This window comes from Novosphingobium flavum (assembly GCF_014230315.1).
GTDB classification, from domain to species: domain Bacteria; phylum Pseudomonadota; class Alphaproteobacteria; order Sphingomonadales; family Sphingomonadaceae; genus Novosphingobium; species Novosphingobium flavum.
In genome coordinates, this window is the sequence record NZ_JACLAW010000005.1 from 58996 (window position 1) to 80707 (window position 21712).

Below are 21712 nucleotides of genomic sequence, written 5' to 3' on the forward strand. Positions count from 1 at the left end.
GACGTTGATCCAGACCCTATTCACGCTGGGGAATGGAGGGACTGAATGGCATCGGATCCGAGCCACGAGAGCATGGATCAGGATGCCTTCGGCAAAGTATTCCTGGCAACCTGGTCCAAGCGTTACAGACGAGCGCTGCTGTCGTTCTTCCGGCGGCGCCTGCCGCCGGGGGACCATCAGGAAGATCTCGTGCAGGAGGTGTTCCTCCGCCTGGCAAGAAGGCAGAATCTGCATGAGATCGCGAACGTCGATGGATACATTTTTCAGTCGGCTTCTTCGGTCCTGATGGATTGGCGCCGCAGCCAGGCGCGCCGCGCATTCGGTCTGCACGATCCCATCGACGAGACGCTTCTGGATGTGGGAGCAACGCCGGAGCGCGTCATTCTCGGGCGCGATGCACTCAACCGGCTGATCGTGGCGCTGGAGGATATGCCGAGCCGGACCCAAGCCATTTTCATCCTCTATCATTTCGAAGAGAAGACCCACGGCGAAATCGGTCGTGCACTGGGGATCGCGATAAGAACGGTCGAGGATCATATCGCCCGAGCTAACAGATACCTCCGGGATGTGGTGGAGCTATGAATATCAGGAACTTGCAGGCCGCCGCGGAAGGCGAGCCAGTCGATGCCGAAGGATGGGACGCGCGTCTGCGCTCGCCGCTTTGCAGCGAGGAGGACCGGGCAGCCTTCGCTCGATGGTGGGCCGAGGCCCCGGAAAATGCTGGTGCGATGGAGAACCTCCACGCCAGGATCAGTCTCCTCAAGGGGGCCGCACGCTTCGACCCCCGGCTTCGCGCGCTGACGGAAAAGGCGACCGTGGCGGCGGGCGAACGGGTGAGGCGCAGGTGGAAGGTCGCCGCGGCGATCTGCATTGTCGGCGGTGTTGGCGTGCTGGCACTGAGCACCGTTTCCGGCCTGACAGGACCGGTGACCGTCTATCGTACCGCAGCCGGCAAGCAGTCGACCATCCAACTCGAGGACGGGTCGGAAGTGGTGCTCAATTCCAAGTCGGAACTTGCGGTCCAGTACGGCATTATGACGCGCTCGCTGACGCTGAAGGCCGGCGAGGCGATGTTCGAGGTGGCGCACGAGCGGCGTCCGTTCGTGGTAACCGTCGGCTCGCAGGAGGTTGTCGCGGTCGGCACGGCGTTCAACATCCGGACCGGGCCACGCGACCTCGAGGTGACCATGGTCCACGGGAAGGTGAATGTGCGGCCGGCCGTTCAGGCGCATGGCGATCAACAGGTGTTCTCGCTGGTGGCGGGGCAGCGCCTGGTTGCCGACCATGTCAATCGGTCGGTCACGGTGACGCAGTCGGACGCCAAGGTGGAGACCGCTTGGCTGGAGGGCCGGGTCCAGTTCGAGGACAAGCCGCTGGCTGAGGCTATCAGCGAGATCAACCGGTATACCGACCATCCGATTTCGATCGCTGATCCCAGCTTGCAGTCGCTGGTGGTCAACGGATCGTTCAGGACCGCCCAGCCCGAAAATTTCGTCGCCGCGCTGACCAGTTATTACCCGATCCGGGCGAAAATCACATCCGCGGGCGACGTGGAGCTGGTTCGCCGATAAAGTTTTTTTGCAGGGTCCGTGGGATCTTCGATTTTATCCGTCTTGCCCCGTAACACTAACAAAAAGTTTGTGACGGGAGAATACGTGACGAAATTCCTGAACGGTGTGCACAGAGGACTTTTCCTGTCTTCTTGTGCCGTTGCTATCGTGGCTGTCAGTTCCGGTGCCCATGCGCAGGAAGTCCGCCAGTACAACATTTCGCCTGGAAACCTGAAAGCGAGCCTGCAGCAATTTGCTCGCCAGAGTGATCGAGAGATCCTGTTCGATGCGCGCCTCGTCGCCAACAAGCGCACGAAGGGCTTTGCGGGGCGGGCGGATGCCGAAAAGGTGCTCGCCGACCTGCTCGAAGGTTCTCATCTCACTTTTACCAAGAACGGGGCCGGAACCCTGCTGGTGACGGCACAGGCCGCCCAGCCCGCCGCGGCCCGCCCTCAGGCACGGCCCCGCCGGCCCCAGCCCGCCGCGGTGCAACCCGTGGCGGACAGCGAGCCGGAAGCGGCTGCGCCGCTTGAACCCGAGGCCGACATCGTCGTGACGGGATCGCGACTGACCAATGGAAACAATTCGCCGACGCCGGTGACGATCGTCAGCGTCGATCAGCTCAAGGCGGCGAAACCAGCCACTGTGTTCGAGGCTCTGCTCGACGTTCCGGCTTTTGCCGGTTCTCGCGGCGGGACATCTTCGAACCCGACGGGAAACGGTGCGAACAGCGGCCAGATCAGCGCCTTGAACCTGCGGGGCCTGGGGCCGGTCCGCACACTGATCCTCTATGATGGCCATCGTGTGCCGCCGACCCAGCAGGACGGGCTGGTCGATGCGAACACCGTGCCCGAACTGCTCCTCTCGCGCGTTGACGTGGTGACGGGCGGCGCCTCGGCGGTCTATGGATCGGACGCGATCGGCGGCGTCGTCAACTTCATTACCGATCGCAAGTTCACCGGGCTGAAGCTTGACCTGCAGGGCGGTCTGTCGCAGCGCAGCGATGCGGGAACCTACCAGATTGGCGGCGCGGCCGGGGCAAACCTGTTCGGCGGCCGCGGCCACATCGAGGCAAGCGTCCAGAACCTCCATGACAACGGGATCCTTGACCGCAACGCGCGGGCGCAGTTCCTGGGCCGCTGGACGGTGCAGGGCAATGGCTGCCCGAACGGGGTGGGTTCGGCCAATTGCGTGCCGTTCTACCTGGTGTCGGGGGCAAACGCGACGGCGTGGACCTATGGCGGCAAGATCGTCGGCCCGAGCAATACGGCGCAGCGCACCAACCCGCTGCTGAACTACACCTTCGATGGCGTGGGCAGCCCGCTGAGGCCGTTCGTCAACGGCGCGACGGTGCCGGGTAGCAGCGCGATCCAGATCGGCGGCGACGGCATCTACGATACGGGGACGACGCTCAAGCCCGAGCAGGACATCCTGCAGGCATTTGGCCGGTTCGACTACGACGTGGCTGACAACGTGCACTTCTACACATCGCTTGCATATACGCGCGATCACACCTTCAACCTTTACGGCGATGTCAACAGCAACTCGATCGTGTTCAGCGTGAACAACGCCTATTTCGCGCGCGATTATGCCGACGCGCGCCAGCAGTTTCTCAATGCCGGCATTACGACTTTCAACTTCTCCAAGAAGTATGGACCGGGTGATCACATGCCCAAGTCCAACATCGATAACACCACGAAGACGATATACTGGAGCGCGGGCCTTGAGGGCAGCTTCGGTGACGGATACAAGTGGGAGCTGGGATATACCAAGAGTGATGTGGAGCTGACGACTTACAGCAACTTCACTCTTGCCAATGGCCGGTTCTTCGCCGCGACTGACGCTGTCGTCAACCCAGTGAATGGCCAGATCGTCTGCAACGTTACCCTGACCAATCCCGGCCTGTACCCGGGCTGCGTGCCGATCAACGTGTTCGGGACCGGTTCTGAATCTCAGGAGGCGATCGACTATGTGCGCCGCCAGGGCATGTTCGTCACGAAGTTGCCGATGGACGACATCAGCGGCAGCATGACCGGCAAGCCCTTCGACCTCTGGGCGGGACCAGTGGCGCTGGCCTTTTCGGGTGAGTGGCGCCGGCAAGGGCTTGAAACGGAAAGCACCAACCAGACGGTCGATTACGCTCCGCTCGATTGCACTGGCCTGCGCTACAACTGCACGCCTGTCGCGGCGACCAACGTTGGCACGCCGCAGTACAACGGCGGCGTGGCACCGCGCCCGCCGGTGCACATCGACGTTGCCGAGGCTGCGCTCGAAGCCGACGTGCCGCTGCTGAAGGATGCATTCCTGGCGCAGTCGCTCAGCCTCAATCTTGCCGGGCGCTATGCCAAGTATTGGGCCACCGGCAATCCCGACCTGACCAAGCCCGCGCTGCACAACGAATTTGAAGCGAGGACCTGGAAGGTCGGCATCGACTGGGAGATCAACGATAGCGTGCGGTTGCGGGCGACACGCTCTCGCGACATCCGTGCGCCAAACCTGTTCGAGTTGTACCGGAGCAACGGCACGACCTTTTCCAACGCCTTCACGGATTTTCTGACCGGGCGGCAGCTTACCGGCACCAATACGCAGCCCGCGTTGGTGAACGGCGGCAACCCGAACCTCAAGCCGGAAAAGGCCGACACGCTGACGCTGGGCATCGTGATCAAGCCGTGGTCCCAGTTCAGCTTCTCGGTCGATTACTACAACATCAAGGTGCGCGACTTTATCACGACGCTCAGCGGCGTCGATCAGGTGACGCAGCAGACCTGCTATGACGGCAATGCCCTCTACTGCACGCTGCAGGAACGCCCGGGGCCGCTGACCGATACTTCGGCGACGAACGCGATCACCAGATATTTCGCGCTTCCGGCAAACATCGCCGAACTCAGCACCAAGGGGATCGATTTCGAGACCAACTTCAGCACGAGGATCGCGGGCCGGCCCTTCACCTTCCGCGGATTGGTCAGCTATCAGCCGCACCTTGTCCTCAAGCAGCCCGCAACCAAGACACAGGACTTCGCCGGGGCGCTTGGCGCGCCGGCCGGGTCTCAGGCCAGTGCCAAGTTGCGGATGACGGCTGCCATACATTTCGAGCCGACCGATCACCTCGCGCTCGATTGGCAGACGCGGTTTCGCGGCAAGATGCACCAGAGCCCCGATCCTACGCTGCTCGAAGAAGCGAACGCGGGCGCGCCCGCCGTCACTTTCTCGGACGTGACCGTCTCCTACAAGGTGCCGGCGGTCCTGAATGGCCGCGCGACCCTGTACCTCAATGTCGCCAATGTGTTTGATCAGATGGCGCCGATCGCGGCCTCTTATCCGCTTGCGAATGCGCCTGGCCTCAATGGCGGCGGGTTCGTGCTCGGGGACAATCCGATCGGCCGCTACTTCCGCCTGGGCCTTCGGGCCCGCTGGTAAGGCCGCGCAGACAAGCATAGAAATTCAGGAGAGACACATGGTTTCGAAGCGTTTCAGCCTTGCGGTGCTTGCCGCGAGTGCCTGTTGTGCCACACCGGCCGTAGCGGGCGAATACAAGGAGACGTTCGTCTGGCTCGCTCAGGGCCAACCCGCCGTGCTGTACGAGCCGGTGGCGCCGGGGCCCAAGGCAGACATCACGATCTTTGCCATGCACCCGCTTGGCGACTATCTCGCGCCCCGGCCGACCAACACCTGCATGCAACTTGCCAGCAGGGGCTATCGCGCGCTGTGCGCCAATGCGTCCTCGTCCAAGACCGGACTGATCGGCGATATGAACCAGGACCGCCTGACGCTGAACGTCAAGGCGGGCATGGAATGGCTGCGCAAGCAGCCGTGGGCGAAAAAAGTGGTGATCTTCGGCCATTCGGGCGGCGGCGCGATGATGGCCGCCTATCAGAACATCGCCGAGAACGGGGTCAAGGTCTGCCAGGATCCCGCAAAACTGATCCCTTGTCCCGACACGCTGGCGAACCTGCCGGCAGCAGACGGCGTGATGCTGATCGATTCCTCGATGGGCATGCCGGGATCCAACATGATCAGCATCGACCCTTCGATCATCGATGACGAGGACAGCACCAAGGTCGATCCCTCGCTCGACATGTACAACCCGGCCAACGGCTTCAATCCGGCCGGCTCGACCTACAGCCCCGAATTCAAGGCCCGTTTCTTTGCCGCGCAGGCCAGCCGGATGAACCGCCTGATTGCCAAGGCGCAGGCCCGCCTTGCGCTGATCAAGGCCGGCAAGGGCCGGTTCAAGGATGACGAGCCGTTCATTGTGGCGGGCGCGGTGCCCGACGAAAACAAGCTCAACAACCAAGATGTCAGCCTGCTATCGCGCACCCAGGGTTCCTATCCCCTTCTGCACGCGGGTGGGCGGATGACGACCGGGGTGGTGCCGACCGTGCGGGTGCCTCACGGGACGGCCTCGCCGACCCCGCTTCTCGAGAATACGCTGGAAACCACGGTCAAGACGTTCCTCTCGACCTTCGCGATCCGCGCCTTGCCCGACTATGGCTACGACGAGACCGGCTTTCACGGCATCGACTTCAATTCGAGCTATGGCGCGACCTACAACAACGTCCCGGGCATCTCCAAGCCGTTGCTGCAGATGGGCCTGACCGGTTCCTACGAATATTCCTTCGTCGAAGGAGCGCGGGCGCGGGCTACCAAGTCCCAGGACAAGACGGTTGCCTATGTCGAAGGAGCCACCCATGGCTTCCGGCCGTGCACCGAATGCGCGGCGGCAAAGGGGCTGCCGGCCGATTATTACGGCGATACGGTCAAGACCCTCTATGACTACATCGATGGCTGGCTGAGCAAGCCCGGCCGTTTCCAGTGAAGCGGCTTGCCCGTTCTCGCCCGAAAGCCGGGTCTAACTGGTTTCGCCTGAATAAGGGTGTTCTACCCTAGGCCTGATAACAGATTCCGCTGCCCTGCAGGGCAGCGGAATCGTGCTGGGGGATTCCGGGCGTTTCGCCATCGCAGGGAACTGCGAGGCGCAGTCCTCGGTGGGATGTGGAAGGAAGGAAATACAATGTCTGCAAACGCAGGCCTACTGTCTGGAAACCTTGGTGCGGATGCGGAACAGCGGGCCTTGACGAAAGTCAAACGTCATCTTCTGACCTACATCATTGTCAGCCAGATGTTCGTTCAGATCGACCGCGTGAACATCGGCTATGCCCAGCTCACCATGTCGAAAGAGCTGATGATCAGCGCAACGGCCTTCGGGTTTGCGGCGGGCATCTTCGGACTCGCCGCCTTTTTCGTTCAGGTTCCAAATGCGCTGCTCTTCGAGAAATTCGGAGCGCGCCGGTGGCTGACGATGCTCATGCTGAGCTGGGGGATTGTCGTGATCCTGCAGGCTTTCGTGACCAACAAGTATGAACTGATCGGGCTCCGGTTCCTCTTGGGCGCCTTCGAATCCGGCTACGTTCCCTGCCTCTATGTCCTGATAAGCCTGTGGTTTGCCGGCAACCAGCACGGTTCGGCAGTGGCGGGCCTGCAACTGGGCGTGGCGGCATCCGGTGTGTTTGGCGGCCCGGTTGCGGGCTGGCTGCTGGGTCAGTCCCTGTTCGGACTAACCGGTTGGCGGACCCTGTTCCTGGCCGAAGGCGCGGTGACCGTGGCCTGGGCGCTGCTCGCCCTGTTCCTGCTGTACGACAATCCGGGCAAGGCCCCGTGGCTTTCGAAGGATGAGCGCACCTTCATGGCGGAGCACATCGATCGGTATCAGCGGCAGAAGGCGGCCGTCGGTGCCGTGGAGAAGCAGGGATTCCTGCATGCCTTGAAGGACGGTCGGATCATCGCCCTGATTGCCGCCGCCAGTTGCGCGGGGTGGGTTGCCGCGACCTTCGCCTTCTTTATCCCGATCCTGCTCAAGACCGCCGCGCACGGCGCGAGCAACCAGACCGTCGGCTTCCTGGCCATGGGGCCGTATTTTGTCATGGGGCTGGTTGCCTACTTCTGGTCGGCCCACGCCGACAGGACGCGAGAACGGCATTGGCACTGCGTCATTCCGCTGCTGGTGGCTCTCGCGGGCGTCGCGCTGTTCTCGATCGCGACAGGTCCTGTCACGGCGATGCTGTGTCTTGCGATGGTGCAGGCGGGAAGCACGGGGTTCTTCGTCAATTTCTGGCCATCGTGCGACATGGTGGTAGGCAAGCAGACAATTGCGAAGACCACCTCGTTGATCATGTCGGGCAACCTGCTCAGCAACTTCATGGCTCCGCTCGTATTCGGCTGGTTGATAGACCTGACCGGCGGGCCTGCGCTGGGGCTATACGTCTGTATCTGCGTGATCCTGATCAACTTCACGATCATGAATGTCTTTTTCTTCACCTGGAAGCGCCGGCAAAGCCGCATGGCAGTCCAATAGGGAAAATCATCTTCTTCAATCGCTGTAGTAACCGGTCGATATCCGGTGCCGGTGATGGCCGTTTTTCACGAAAAGCACGGGTTTGGCTCTTGCCGAATTTTGGAGTGACAGCATGCGTCGTACTGTATTGATCTTTGGCATGTGTCTCAGTGTCCAAGCATCGTTGCTGGCCGCTGCCGAACCGGCGCCAGCCGAAGTTCAAATGACGCAGGCAACGGGCATCCGCGGCGTGATCGCTGCAAATGCGACGCTCGAACTGGTCGCCGAAGGCTTCAAAGGCACCGAAGGCGTGGTGGGAATGCCCGACGGAAGCGTCTTGTTCTGCGAGCAGAATGCCGATCGCATCATTCACCTGGATCTGGACGGCAAGAGCACACTCTATCTCGACAAGGCCAATCGATCGATCGGGTTGGCCATCGATCGGAGCGGCCGGCTCGTGTCGGCCCAGTCGCAAGATCCGATGGTTGGCACCCTTGCGCCGCGGCGAGCGGTGCTCGTTGCCTCCTTTAACGCGCAGCCCCTCGTCAAGCCCAACGATCTCGTGATCGACCGGAAGGGGGGGATCTATTTCACGGATCCGCTGCCGAAGCCCGGTTTCGCATTCCGTGAGCCTCCGCCGGGGCGAAAGCCGCTGTTGCTCTATCGTTCACCCGGCGGGAAGATTTTCAGCTTGAGCGATGGCGTGGCCGAACCGAACGGCATTCAGTTGAGCCCCGACGAGAAGACCCTCTACGCGGTCAACGGCAGCCACATCGACGCGTTCGACATCGTGGCGCCTGGCGTTCTCGCGCGCCAGCGCGTCTTCGCGGAGGTGGCGGGCGATGGCCTCGCGGTCGATAACCAGGGGCGCCTCTACGCGGCGACGCGGACGGGCGTGGAAGTGATCGGCAGCAACGGCAGGCGCCTTGGCCATATCGCGGCTCCGGTCCGGGTGCAGAGCGTCGCCTTTGCCGGGCGGGATCGGCGTTTCCTGTATGCCGTGGGAGAAGGCAAGGTCTTCCGGATCCGCACCCTGGCTCCCGGTGTCCTGACGCGGTGGAAATGAGGACGGCAGCATGGCCGGCTTTGGCTGCGGCAATTCTCGCCTGTGGTGCGGGAGCTGGCGCTCAGCCGCATGGCAACGTGCCTGATGCAATCTACTATCACGGCAAGGTCTATACCGTGGACCGGATGCTGGGCATGCAATCGGGCTTCGCGGTCGAGGGCGATCACATCGTGGCGGTCGGAAGTGATGCGAAGGTGCTGGCACTGGCAGGCCCGTCGACGCGCAGGATAGACCTTGGCGGCGCGGCTGTTATTCCCGGCCTGAACGACAGCCATGACCATCTCTGGAATACCGGCAGGTATCTGGTTCGCGGCATCGACATGGTCGGGGTCGCATCGCGGCAGGAATTGGTGGCGCGGCTTCGCGCAGCCGTCGAGAAGGCCGCTCCGGGTACTGTTGTGTACACCACGATCGGCTGGTCGGTGAAACCCGGCCTGACGCGCGCCGATCTCGACGCGATCTCGGCGACCGTCCCCATCGCGCTGATCGCCAACCGGCGGGGAGCCGGCATGCTCAACACCGCGGCGCTGGCCCGCCTCGGCATTTCGCAGCAGCAGCCAAGCTGGCGCGGCGAGGCTGTCCCGGTCGACAAGTCCGGCGAGCCGACCGGCGAGACGCCCGGCTTTCCCGCGAGTGTTCAAATGATCAAGGTCCTGCTGCCTCCAATGACATCGGCGGAGGAGGACAAGCTGGTGAAGGACGCCATGACCGAGCGGAACGCGCTCGGGATCACCAGCATTCGCGAATTGGCACTGTGGCCATCGGGGCTTGCCGCACTGGAACGGATGCGGCGCGAGAACCAGCTGACGGTTCGCTTCTCGATCGGCATGGAATATCCCGATCAGGAAAATTCCATTCCTCAATTGGCTGCACTGAAGCGACCACCAATGACCGACGCGTGGTTGCAGGTCGAAACGTCCAGCGAGGAGCCATGGGCAGGCACCATGTCGGCGGCTCAATTCACGGCATTCGTCCGCGAGCTGAATCGCATTGGCTGGCGCGCGGCCACGCACGTTGCCCCCAGTACCGGACACGCGCTTGGGGCCGACACGGCCACGGATATCACGCTCGCCGCCTTCGAGGCGGCTGATCGGGACGCTTCGCTGAAAGGCAAGCGCTGGTCTGTCGAGCATGTTCCCTTTGCGACGCCGCTTCAGATGAAGCGGATGGAGAAGTTGGGTCTGATCGTTTCGGTGCAGGACGCCGGCATCGCGCCTGCCGCTTCGATCCCGGCGTCTCTTGGCCGAATGGGGCGGCAAAGCCCGATCCGCGAATTGCTGGACCGCAATCTGGTGGTCGTTGGCGGCAGCGATTATGGCGGGCCAGGCCCAGCCAGCCGCACTCCCAATAATCCGATGTTGTCGTTCTATTTCTACGTCACCCGTTTGAACCGGGAGGGGAAGAAAATCGCTCCCGCACAGAGAATTTCCCGGCTGGAGGCACTCCGCTTGTTCACCTCGAATTCCGCGTTTGCGACGTTCCAGGAGAATGTCAAAGGACGCATCGTCCCCGGGTTGTTTGCTGATTTCGTGATTCTCAATCAGGATCTGATGACAGTCCCGGAAAAGCGGATCCTTGAAACCAGGCCGCTTGCCACGTTCGTCGGCGGCAAGAATGTCTATTCCGCGCCGCGAAGCAGGTTCTAACGTAAGGCAAGAAGGGAAGGTTGCCCTGCTCGGCGCAGCGTCACCTGATCGCGTCTTCCCGGCGAAGGGCGGTCCGTATCGGATCGACGGCTCCGGCTGGCTGCCCCGTTTGAACCAGCCATTCTGGGCGCGCTGCTGCGGGTGAGGGCGATGTTCAGTCTGCGGTCCAGCCGGCGTCTACGACCAAGCTGGTGCCGGTCATCAGGGCGGATCCCTCGGAAGCCAGGAACAGGACGGCGCCCATCAGGTCCTCGACCTGACCGATGCGGCCGAGCTTGATTTTCTGGAGGACGCTGGCCTTGAACGCTGCATCCTCGAACATGGGCGCGGTCAACGGGGTCTCTATGAAAGTTGGCGCGATGGTGTTGGAGCGGATGCGGTGCGGGGCAAGATCGAGCGCAAAGCTCTTGTTCATGCCCTCCAACGCCCATTTGCTGGCACAGTAGAGGCTGCGGTTCTGCCCGCCGACATGGCCCATCTGGCTGCCCATGTGGATCAGGCTGCCCGGCGTGCCGGTCTCGATCATCCGCTTCACGCAGGCCTGCGCGACGAAGAACGCGCTCTTGAGATTGAGGTCGAGCACGGCGTCGTAATCCGCCTCGCTCACCTCCCACATCGGCTTGGGCCGGTTGGTTCCGGCATTGTTGACCAGGACGTGGAAGGCCTCGCGCCCGGCGAAGAACCGCTCGGCTGCCGCGAGGTCGGAGACGTCGAGCACGGCGGCATCGGCGAGGAAGCCGGCCGCCCGGATCTGGGCGGCGGCCTCCTCGATCTCGCTGGCCGTGCGCGCGGCGAGGGTGACCACGGCGCCGGCCTCGGCCAGTGCCGCGGCGCAGGCGAGGCCGATGCCCCGCCCGGCGCCCGTCACCAGCGCCCGCCGTCCCTCGAGGCGAAACGACGGGGTCTGCGGCAGCCTCGTCATGCCTGGGTCAACTCGGACGGCTCGGCCTGACCGGCATAGGGCACGTTGCGACCGCCGAAGCGGCGCACGCGGATATTGGCCTGCTCGCCGTGCCCGGCAAAGCCTTCCAGTGCGCAGAGACGGCTGCAGTATTCGCCGATCAGTGCGCTGGCCTCGTCGGTGGTGACCCGCTGGTAAGTGCAGGTCTTGAGGAACTTGCCGACCCACAGCCCGCCGGTATAGCGCGCCGCCTTCTTCGTCGGCAGGGTATGGTTGGTCCCGATCACCTTGTCGCCATAGCTGACATTGGTGCGGTTGCCGAGGAACAGGGCACCGTAATTGGTCATGTTGTTCAGGAAGTAGTCGGGGTCGGCGGTCATCACCTGGACGTGCTCGCTGGCGAGCTGGTCGGCGATGCGGACCATCTCGTCGTAGCTCTCGGCCACGATCACCTCGCCGAAGGTCTCCCACGCCTTGCGGGCATGGTCGGCGGTGGGCAGGATCTTCAGCAGGCGCTCGATTTCGGTCATGGTCGCGCGGGCGAACTTCTCCGAGTTGGTGAGAAGGACGCCCGGGCTGTCCGGCCCGTGCTCGACCTGGCCGAGAATGTCGGTCGCCGCCATTTCGGGATCGCAACCGATCTCGTCGGCGATGATCAGGGTCTCGGTGGGGCCGGCGAAAAGGTCGATCCCGACGCGGCCGAACAGCTGGCGCTTGGCCTCGGCGACGAAGGCATTGCCCGGACCGACCAGCATGTCGACCGGGTCGATCGTCTCGGTGCCGAGCGCCATGGCGCCGATCGCCTGGATGCCGCCGAGCGCGTAGATCGCGTCGGCCCCGGCGAGCGCCTGGGCCGCGACGATCGCGCGGGCGGGTTTGCCCTGGAAGGGCGGGGCGCAGGTGATCACGCGCGGAACGCCCGCCACCTTGGCGGTGATGACCGACATGTGGGCCGAGGCCAGCAGCGGATACTTGCCGCCCGGGACATAGCATCCCGCCGCGCTCACCGGCAGGTTCTTGTGCCCGAGCACGACGCCGGGGAGGGTCTCGACCTCCACGTCCTTCATCGAGGCGCGCTGGATCTGTGCGAAATTGCGCACCTGGGCCTGGGCGAACTCGATGTCCTTGCGCTCTTGCGCCGAGAGGCTGTCCACCGCCGCGTCGATCTCGGCCTGCGACAGGCGGTAGTCCTCGCGGTCCCAGCCATCGAACTTGATCGACATTTCGCGCACCGCCGCGTCGCCGCGCTTCTCGATGTCGGCCAGTGCCGCCTCGACAATATCGCGAACCTTGCGATCTGCATCCGCCTTCGCTTCCGCGCTGGCCCCGCGCTTGAGGTAAATTGCCATTCGCACACCCTTTCCCATGTCATCCCGCAGGCTGCGGGAGGCGAGCCGCCGTCGCGGCCTGCCTGCTCGAACCGTAACGCCCGATTCTGTCCACTGAATACCTTTTCATTCAATTCGCATCAACCATGGGAAATATTTTTGGAAAATGCAGATAAATACATGATGTATAACGGTAAAATATGACTCGCGAGGAGTGAATTGCATTTCATTCTGTTTGAATGCATATTCATCGCGCAAGCAAAGTCGGGAACGGAATCGCGCAAATGAGGCATCGGCAATTCGTCACGGTCAACGATGTCGCCCGGCTGGCGGGGGTGTCGCAGGCGGCCGTGTCACGCGCCTTCACCCCGGGCGCGAGCATTTCGGCGGAGAAGAAAGAGCGGATCATCCTCGCCGCCGCCGAACTGGGCTATCACCCCAACCAGCTGGCCCGTTCACTGATCCGCGGAAAGTCGAACATCGTCGGGGTAGGCGTGGGGGACCTCAACAATCCCTTCTTCAACCAGACCCTGCAATTGCTCTCGACTGAGCTGGACCAGATCGGACTGAAGCTGCTCCTGTTCCCCGCCCACGCGGTAACGGCGGAAGAACCGTCGATCAGCGAGATCCTGAACTATCGGCTCGATGCGCTGGTCCTGCTCTCGGTCAGCCTGACTTCGCGGCTCGCGGAAGAATGCGGCAAAGCACAGGTGCCGATCGTGCTCTATAACCGGACCACCCTGCGCGACGATGCCTCCAGCGTGACCGGCGACAATGCGCTCGGCGCGCGCACCATGGCTGCGCATCTGCTGGCCGGCGGTCATGAACGGCTGGCCTATATCGCGGGGGCCGAGGGGGCATCGACCAATATCGAGCGGGAAAGCGCCTTCTTCGCCGCGATCCGCGCGGCCGGGCTAACAGAGCCTCGCCTTGAACGGGGCAATTTCGACATGGCCGAGACCGCGGCGGCGACCCGGCGCCTGCTGGCGAGCAAGGAACGGCCCGACGCGATCTTTTGCGCCAACGACCTGATGGCGATCGCCGCGATCAACGTGGCCCGGCATGAATTCGGCCTCGAAGTGGGCCGCGAGATCTCGATCGCCGGTTACGACGACGTGCCCATGTCATCGTGGCCTGCCTTCTCGCTCACGACCTATGCCCAGGCTACACCGGACATGGTCCGCAATACCGTGAGAATTGTCTGCGCGCTTCGCGGCGATGCCACGCACCACGAACGCGTGGTCGTTCAAGGCGCGATGCGGGTCCGGGGCAGCACCCGGCCAGTCAGGCTTCCCATTTATCCGGCCGCGTGATGCGACGAACGGCAGGGCCGGGCAGGGCCCGCCGCGACCGGTGCTGCCAGCCATCGAGCCAGGATTGAGGCGCGGGCAGTCGCGGCCCCGATCGTTGTAAACCCCGCGCGACCCAATTGGACGGAGAGCAGGTCCCGGATGTCGTCGTCGTCGTGCGGGCAAGTTCTCCGGGCATGGATCTGATAATCATCACGCATGATGATGCTTGGAATCAGGAAATATCGCTTTTTATCATTCCTGGCAATGATTACACCCAGCGCAATAACCAAACTACAATCCAGCCGTTGCTGAACAACGGTGCTGGGAAGAGGGCCCTGACATGACGCATAGGTTTGCTACGCTGCTCGCTGGCGTGAGTTTGTTCGCAGTTTCACCGCTTCACGCACAGGAAGCGGCGCGCGAGCCGACCGACGGCACGAAATCCGCCGCGACCTCTCAAGCCGATGAAGGTTCCGAGGCGATCATCGTCACTGGCTCTCGCGTGATCAAGAACGGCAACGACAGTCCGACGCCGGTAACGATCATCTCTGCTGACTCGCTTGCTCAATCCAAGCCCACGACCGTGTTCGAAGCGCTGCTTGAGCAGCCGCTGTTCGCGGGCAGCGGCGGCGGCAAGGTCGGTGGTCGCACCGGCCAGGGCGGCAACAACAACTCGATCGCCTCGCTCAATCTGCGCGGCCTGGGGTCGACGCGCAGCCTCGTTCTGCTCGACGGCAAGCGGGTGCCGCCGCAGAATCTCGACGGTTCGACCGACCTTAACCAGATTCCCGAGATGCTGCTGGGCCGCGTGGACCTGCAAACCGGCGGGTCTTCGGCAGTCTATGGTTCGGACGCGATCACCGGTGTGGTCAACTTCATCCTCGATCGCAAGTTCACTGGTATCAAGCTGACCGCCAGCAGCGGTATTTCGCAGCGCGGGGACGAGCCGATCTACGATGTCGGGGCGGCTTTCGGCACCAATCTGCTGGGCGATCGCGGCCACTTCATGGCCAGCGTCCAGTATCGCAATGACGCGGGGCTCCAGCGTACCGACCGTGAAAACATCCAGAAGCTGGGCGGCCCGCCGTGGTCAATGCAGGGCAATGGCTGCCTTTCGTCGAGCGTGGCCTGCGTGCCCTATTTCATCTCGCAGGATGCGCGTGACGGACTGGGGACCTTTGGCGGCCTGATCAACAGCACCTCGGCCAATCCGTTCAATCGCTACGATTTTACCCAGAATGGAATCGCCACGCCGTTCGTTGGCGGCACCGCCGTCGCCGGCAGCAACAACCAGATCGGCGGTAACGGCGCCTACAACGGCCAGCAGGTCAGCCTGGCCGCACAGCTCAAGATGCTCCAGGCTTTTGCCCGGTTCGATTACGACCTTACCGACAACCTCCACTTCTACGTGTCGGGTTATTACAACCGCATCAACCAGCACACCGATCTGAACAGCCAGCGGGCCAACGGCGCGAGCGCTGTCACCGGCACGACCAATGGCTTCAAGCTTCGCTCGGACAACGCCTTCCTGCCCGATTTCATGCGCACCGGCATGCAGACCGCAGGGATCACCACCTTCAATCTCGGCAAGTATTTCGACGTCGCCGGCAGCCCGCCGTTCAACATCGATTGGACCAACACCAACCGCTACATCACAGCTGGCCTCGAGGGTAAGCTGGGTGGCGGATGGAACTGGGAAGTCGCCTATGTCGGCAGCCGGGTGACCCAGAAGAACGTCGCCAACGAAACCTGGAGCACGGCGCGCCTGCTTGCCTCGCTCGATTCGGTGCTGGTCAACGGTGTGCCGACCTGCTGGGTCAACACCCAGGCCCAGTATACGGCCAACTTCCCCGGCTGCGTTCCGATCAACCCCTTTGGTCCGACTTCGCTGACCAAGGCGCAGCACGATTACATCGTGCAGCCGACCGACTACATCGGCACCACCACGCTGATGGATTTCTCGGGCAGCATCAATGGTTCGCCCTTCAGCACTTGGGCTGGCCCGGTCAACGTTGCCGTCTCGGCCGAATACCGCAAGCTGGGCTACGAGCTCGTCAGCAACGGCCCGGTTGCCAACGTCGTCGCGCTCGATTGTAACGCGCTCGGCCTGCTTCCGGCGCGTACCTCGTGCGTGCAGCCGTCGTCGACCAACATCGGCACCGCGCCGACCTGGCCGAATGGTACCGCCGGTCGTTCGCCGGTGTCGCAGAAGGTTTCCGAAATCGCCGGCGAAGCCGATGTCCCGCTTATCACGGGCAAGTCTTTCGCGGACGACGTGCGCCTCAGCGGTGCGGTGCGCTATGCTGACTACTCATCGACCGGCAGCGTCAACTATCTGGAACCCTACAAGACTGCAAAGTTCCATGCCCTGACCTGGAAAGCGGGGCTCGTCTGGCGGTTCAACGACATGCTGACCTTGCGGGCCACGCATTCGAAGGATTTCCGGGCGCCTAATCTCGCCGACCTTTACCTGCCGGGCCGCACCCAGGGCCTGGCGACCGTGACCGATTTCCTGACTGGCGCAATAGCGGGTCAGAACGGTTACAACCCGAACCAGCAGGTTGGCGGCAATCCTAACCTGAAGCCCGAGAACAGCCGCACCACCACGGTCGGGATCGTCCTCAAGCCCGCGCACAATTTCAGCGTCGCGCTTGATTACTACAACATCAAGATCGATAACGCGATCACGACGATCGACGGCGGGTCGCAGGCCGTCCAGAAGGCCTGCTACGACAGCGGTGGCTCTTCGCCGTTCTGCTCGCTGCAGGTGCGCCCGTCGGGCTACACCAACACCTCGACGGCCAACAATGCGACGCTGTGGTACACGGCATCGCCGCTCAACATCGCGAAGCTGAGCACGCACGGGCTCGATCTCGAGATGAACTATGCCACCGAACTGGCCGGGCAGCCCCTGTCGCTGCGCTTCCTGGGTTCGTGGCAGCCGACCCTGCGTTCGGAAGCTCCGCCCTCGACGCCGACCGACGCCGCCGGCGTTTCGATCGCCAAGCTGCGTCTGCAGGGGATGATCCGCTACAACCTGACCGACAAGATCCGCCTTGACTGGTCGACCCGTTGGCGCAGTGGCCTCAAGAACGTCGATCCGCTGCTGGGGGCGCAGGTCGCGCCGGGCTCGCTCGATGTTGCTTCGGCCTCGTTCTCGAACCTGAACATCTCGTTCCAGCCGCAACCGAACTACGAGTTCTACTTCAACGTGCAGAACGTGTTCGACAAGACCCCGCCGACCTACGTGCCGATCGCCGGTACGAGCGCTCTTGCGAGCGGCGCGGGAACCGGCGGCGTCGGGTTCTATCCTTCGGACGACGGGATCGGCCGGTACTTCATCGTCGGCGTACGCATGAAGTTCTGATCTTCGCCGTCGCTTGCCTATGCCGACGCGTACTTTCCTGTGCGCGTCGGCATGGGCGAAGCGAAGGGGATCACGCAGGGGCACCGGCCGGGTTCAAGGTCGGGCCGGCGGCTCTTGCTTAAGCGGACAGGTTTGCGGAAAGGGTTGAGATGCTGCGTTGGCACCGAATGTGCGCGGTTTTTGGTTCGATCCTGATCCTCTGGGTCGTGCTGACCGGCACCGGCATCCAACTTTCAGACATGCGCGCCCTGCTGATGCATGCGCCGGCATCCGATCCCGACATGCAGAAGATGCGCCAATGGCACACCGGCCCGGGCAACTTCGTCGTGCTGCAGTGGCCGGACTACACGGCCCGGCCGCTGCCGTCCGATCTCAACCCCGAGCTCGCCTTGCGCAAGACCGCCGATCTGGCGCGCGCGGCGGTTCCGGGCGCTCCAATGAAGACCGTGGAATTGCGCATGGCCGGCGACACCGTGGCCGGTTACGCGCAGATGGGCGATAAGCGCCTGATCTTCGACCTTGCCAGCGGAATGCGGCTGCCCGACCGTTTCCTGCCACTCAAGCCGATCACATCGGATTTCGGGTCTCCGCGCCAAACCTTCAAGAAGCTCCATCGCTTCGTGTTCGCCGGCACCTGGGCAATCGCACTGGGCCTGGTCGGAGGCCTTGCCATAGGCTTCCTGATCGTGACCGGATCGATCCACTTTTACCGGCTGTGGCGTGCGCGCAAGAAGATTGGCAGGGCCTCGCTGTTCTGGAAAGGCGGCAGTTGGTGGCGGGTGCTGCACCGGTGGATCTCGGTCGGCGCGGGGGTTCTGATCGTCTGGTTGATCGGAACGGGAATAGTCCTTTCCGCCAACAACGTGGGCCAGTTGATCAATCTTCAGATCAAGACCGGGTCGACCGGAAAGTCGGGCGAGACGGCCGATGTCTCATCGCCCATCCAGGATGCGGATATTGCTTCGTTTACTGCTGTCAGCCTTGCCGCATTCAATCAAGGGCATCCGGGCACCGCGATGAAGGTCCTGCGTCTGCGCTATTACGCCGGTTATGCCCAGGCAGTGATCATTGCGGCGGACAAGAATACCAGCCAGCTGGTCTACAACGCAAAGACCGGCGCGCCGATGACGCTGTCCGAGCCGGGCTATCCCGATACCTATTATCCGACTGGGTGGGAGGGCAATCAGGTGCTCAAGCGCCTGCATCGTGGCGATTCCGCGGGAATGCTCGGGCGCTGGCTGGTCACGCTGGCCGCCCTGTCAGTCTGTTATCTGTCGATTTCGGGCGTGGTGATCTACCTCAAGGAATGGCGGCGACGGCGCAAATCGGGGCGCGGCGCGTTCATCTGGAAATAGGCCGGGCGGGCGCTTCGAGCGCTCGTCGGAGAGTGATCATTTCGATTCTGGGAGCCAACAAAATGAAGCGCTTGATTGGGTTGCTGCCGCTTACCTTTGGACTGATGGTGCCCGCTTCCGCGATGGCTGCGATCACTGGCCCCGTGCGGATCGAAGGCGGACCGGTTCGCGGCACGACCGCCGGCGAACCGCAGGTGTCGGTCTTCTGGGGGCTGCCCTATGCCGCCGCGCCGGTGGGCCCCATGCGCTTTCGTCCACCGCAGCCGGTGAAGGGCTGGCGCGGGACACGTTCGGCCGAGCGGCCCGGCCCGATCTGCCCGCAGGTATTCAAGCAGAATATCGCCGGGATGAAGATCGACGAGGATTGCCTCAACCTCGACGTCTGGACCGCGGCATCGAGCGGCCGGGAACGCCGGCCGGTGATGGTCTGGTTCCATGGCGGAACGCGCGGGGCGGGGGCGAGTTCGGATCCGATTTTCAACGGGGCGGCGCTGGCCAAAAAAGGTGTCGTCGTCGTCGTCGTCAACTATCGCGGCGGTCCGCTTGGTCTGCTGGCGACGCCCGAATTGTCTCGTGAGAGCGGCCACGCCGCATCGGGCAACTACGGCCTGATGGACAACATCGCGGCGCTCAAGTGGGTGCAGCGCAACATTGCCGCGTTCGGCGGTGATCCGGCGCGGGTGACCATCTTTGGCGAATCCTTCGGGGCGGGCATCGTCAATTTCCTCAGCCTTACGCCCATGACGAAAGGCCTGTTCAAGCGGCAGATCACGCAGAGCCATGCACTTTACCCGCGCGATCCCGTGCTGCTCGACAACGCCACCCGCTACATCCCCTCGCTCGCCGAAGCGGAGGCGGCAGGGACAAAGTTCATGGAGGTCGTCGGAGCCAAGTCGACCGCCGATCTGCGCGCGATGCCGTGGCCGAAGCTCTACGAGGGCTTCACCAAGACATTCAACCTCATTCCCTGGGCCTTCAACATCGACGGCTACGTCTTGCCGCGCAATTTCACCGAAACCTACGCCGCCGGAACGCACGCCGATGTCGAGGCGCTGACTGGCGAGAACCGTGACGAGAATGGAGGGGCGCCGGACACGGCCTTCGATTTCGTTGCGGCAGGAAAGGGCAAGCCGCCCGCCAACACCATCTCCTTGCGCCCGCTGCCGGACTACCTTGCTTTTGTCGATCGAAAGTATGGGCCGATGAAGGACGAATTCCTGCGTCACTATCCGGCTGGCGACCCGCGCGAGGCTTTCCAGTCGTCCAATCGCGCGATCCGCGACAACTCGCAGATCTCGCCGTGGATGTGGGCGCATTCATTCACCGGCAATCGAAAGAAGCCGGTCTTTGTCTACATGTTCACCAAGGCGCCGCCGGGGCCGGATCGTGACATGGTGGGCGCCTATCATGGCGCCGACGTGCGCTATGTCTTCAACAATCCGCTTCCTGATTGGAATTCCGAGGATCGCCGCGTCGCAGACATGATGTCTTCCTATTGGGTCAACTTCGCCCGAACCGGCAACCCCAATGGACCTGGCTTGCCAGCATGGCGGGCCTACGATGGCAACGTGCGGCAGACCATGGAACTTGGTGGGCGCTTCGGCCCCATGCCGTTCCCCGATCCCAAGCTGGTCGATTTCTGGCAACGCTTCTACGCTAGCCAGCCGGCTCGCTAGGGCTGGAAGGCGGGCATGCCATGATGCGTCCGGGATTCGCCATTGCCGATTGACGCAGCCGCCGGTCAAGCCACAGTTCCAGGCAGACCGGCGGGCCGAGGCGATCGGTGCCGATGACGATTGTACCGGCGCCACTGCCGATCGAAGCGTCGGCGCATCGGGCGCGGCGCGGGACGACGATCCGTCCTGAACCTTCACGCGCGATAGAGCCGCGGGATTGATAGAAATTCGTCGGGGGAATTGGCGCAATATTGCAGCAATCCATCGCGCTCGCTAATATCTTGCCGATGATATCGGAACTCAGGACCTTCGTCGCGGTCGCGCGCCACGGCACTTTCCTTGCGGCGGGCGAAAAGATCGGCCTGACGCAATCGGCGGTAAGTGGGCAGATAAAACGACTGGAAGAACTGCTCGGTTTCAGCCTGTTCGATCGTACCGGGCGATCGGCGGTGATGACCGTGACCGGGGCCTATACGCTGGAACGCGTCAAGGTCATTCTCGCCTTGATCGATGCCCTTCCGGACGCAGACGACGAGACCGGGACACTCAGAATTGGCTCGATCCAATCGCAAATCCCGCTGCTGAGCGGGATCCTGGGCCAATTTCGTGAGCGTTACCCGAAGTTTCGCGTTCACGTATCGACCGACCATTCGATCCAGTTGCTGAGTCAGGTCGATGCGGGCGAGCTTGATTTCGCGATAGTGCGAACTCCGTTCGACTTCCCGCCCGAACTTCTCTGGCACTCGTTGTTGCGTGAGCCCTATGTGCTGATCGCCCCCGCGTCGGTCTCCGGGGATGACTGGCAGGAACTGCTCAAGACGCAGCCCTTCCTGAGGCAGGATCGGCTTTCATTCGGTGGGCGGCAGATCAATCGCTTTCTGCAGAGCCTGCCTTTTGACGTTCTCGACACGATTGAAATGCCCGGCAGCGCAATGATCAAGATGGTCGAAAGCGGGTTTGGCGTCGCCATCATTTCCTTGGCTGAATCGCATCGCCCCCTCCCGCAGGGTGTGCGTGCAATTTCGCTCAACCGGCCCGATTTCGTGCGCGAAGTGGGGCTGATCCAACGGCGCAAGGGCGCGCGTTCGCCGGCGGTGGACTATCTTGTCGACTGTCTGCTGACGTCTGCCGAGGTTCGACCGGAGGCGGGCATTACCTCCAGAGAGACGTGATCGATGCCTTGATTTTTGTCCTGATCAT

General features: G+C 62.8%; 14 protein-coding genes. 12 read left to right on the forward strand and 2 right to left on the reverse strand.

All coding sequences use genetic code 11. The features are described from left to right. Positions 1–45 precede the first annotated feature (45 nt). The 7 genes from H7F51_RS07445 (at position 46) to H7F51_RS07475 (ending at position 10593) form a co-directional block, all read left to right on the forward strand. A complete protein-coding gene (locus H7F51_RS07445) occupies positions 46–582 on the forward strand; it encodes an RNA polymerase sigma factor (RefSeq protein WP_185663617.1) in 537 nt (178 codons plus the stop codon). 11 nt (positions 583–593) lie between these two features. Next, a complete protein-coding gene (locus H7F51_RS07450; RefSeq protein WP_185663618.1) occupies positions 594–1571 on the forward strand; it encodes a FecR family protein in 978 nt (325 codons plus the stop codon). A gap of 147 nt (positions 1572–1718) precedes the next feature. Further along, the gene (locus H7F51_RS07455) at positions 1719–4967 is read left to right on the forward strand and encodes a TonB-dependent receptor domain-containing protein (protein ID WP_185663619.1); all 3249 of its coding nucleotides are present in this window, start codon (positions 1719–1721) and stop codon (positions 4965–4967) included. Positions 4968–5004: 37 nt separating this feature from the next. Then, entirely contained in the window at positions 5005–6366 is a 1362-nt protein-coding gene (locus tag H7F51_RS07460; RefSeq protein WP_185663620.1) for an alpha/beta hydrolase family protein, read from the forward strand. Positions 6367–6561: 195 nt separating this feature from the next. Next, positions 6562–7902 (forward strand): MFS transporter, encoded by a 1341-nt coding sequence (locus H7F51_RS07465; RefSeq protein ID WP_185663621.1) that lies wholly within the window; start codon positions 6562–6564, stop codon positions 7900–7902. Positions 7903–8014: 112 nt separating this feature from the next. Next, positions 8015–8947 carry an SMP-30/gluconolactonase/LRE family protein gene (locus H7F51_RS07470; protein ID WP_185663622.1) on the forward strand — a complete coding sequence of 311 codons (933 nt, stop codon included), beginning with the start codon at positions 8015–8017 and terminating at the stop codon, positions 8945–8947. A 77-nt stretch (positions 8948–9024) separates the two neighbouring features. Beyond that, on the forward strand, positions 9025–10593 hold the full coding sequence (locus tag H7F51_RS07475) for an amidohydrolase family protein (RefSeq protein WP_185663623.1): 1569 nt from the start codon (positions 9025–9027) through the stop codon (positions 10591–10593). A gap of 154 nt (positions 10594–10747) precedes the next feature. Here the strand turns inward: H7F51_RS07475 and H7F51_RS07480 are convergent, their stop codons facing one another. Together H7F51_RS07480 and hisD are read right to left on the reverse strand one after the other, a co-directional pair. Beyond that, positions 10748–11515, reverse strand: coding sequence for an SDR family NAD(P)-dependent oxidoreductase (locus H7F51_RS07480; RefSeq protein ID WP_185663624.1), 768 nt, complete (start codon positions 11513–11515; stop codon positions 10748–10750). Continuing rightward, positions 11512–12843, reverse strand: coding sequence for a histidinol dehydrogenase (hisD, locus tag H7F51_RS07485; protein WP_185663625.1), 1332 nt, complete (start codon positions 12841–12843; stop codon positions 11512–11514). The genes H7F51_RS07480 and hisD overlap by 4 nt, the downstream gene beginning before the upstream one ends. 263 nt (positions 12844–13106) lie before the next feature. Between hisD and H7F51_RS07490 the strand changes: the two genes are divergently transcribed. The 5 genes from H7F51_RS07490 to H7F51_RS07510 all read left to right on the forward strand — a co-directional run bounded on the left by H7F51_RS07490 (position 13107) and on the right by H7F51_RS07510 (position 21684). Then, the gene (locus tag H7F51_RS07490) at positions 13107–14135 is read left to right on the forward strand and encodes a LacI family DNA-binding transcriptional regulator (RefSeq protein ID WP_185663626.1); all 1029 of its coding nucleotides are present in this window, start codon (positions 13107–13109) and stop codon (positions 14133–14135) included. A 358-nt stretch (positions 14136–14493) separates the two neighbouring features. Beyond that, positions 14494–17481 carry a TonB-dependent receptor domain-containing protein gene (locus H7F51_RS07495; RefSeq protein WP_185663627.1) on the forward strand — a complete coding sequence of 996 codons (2988 nt, stop codon included), beginning with the start codon at positions 14494–14496 and terminating at the stop codon, positions 17479–17481. 149 nt (positions 17482–17630) lie between these two features. After that, on the forward strand, positions 17631–18836 hold the full coding sequence (locus H7F51_RS07500) for a PepSY-associated TM helix domain-containing protein (protein WP_185663628.1): 1206 nt from the start codon (positions 17631–17633) through the stop codon (positions 18834–18836). Next, positions 18788–20512: a carboxylesterase/lipase family protein gene (locus H7F51_RS07505; protein ID WP_185663629.1), complete on the forward strand. Its 1725-nt coding sequence runs from the start codon at positions 18788–18790 to the stop codon at positions 20510–20512. The genes H7F51_RS07500 and H7F51_RS07505 overlap by 49 nt, the downstream gene beginning before the upstream one ends. Positions 20513–20763: 251 nt before the next feature. After that, positions 20764–21684 carry a LysR family transcriptional regulator gene (locus H7F51_RS07510; RefSeq protein WP_221774052.1) on the forward strand — a complete coding sequence of 307 codons (921 nt, stop codon included), beginning with the start codon at positions 20764–20766 and terminating at the stop codon, positions 21682–21684. Positions 21685–21712 lie beyond the last annotated feature (28 nt).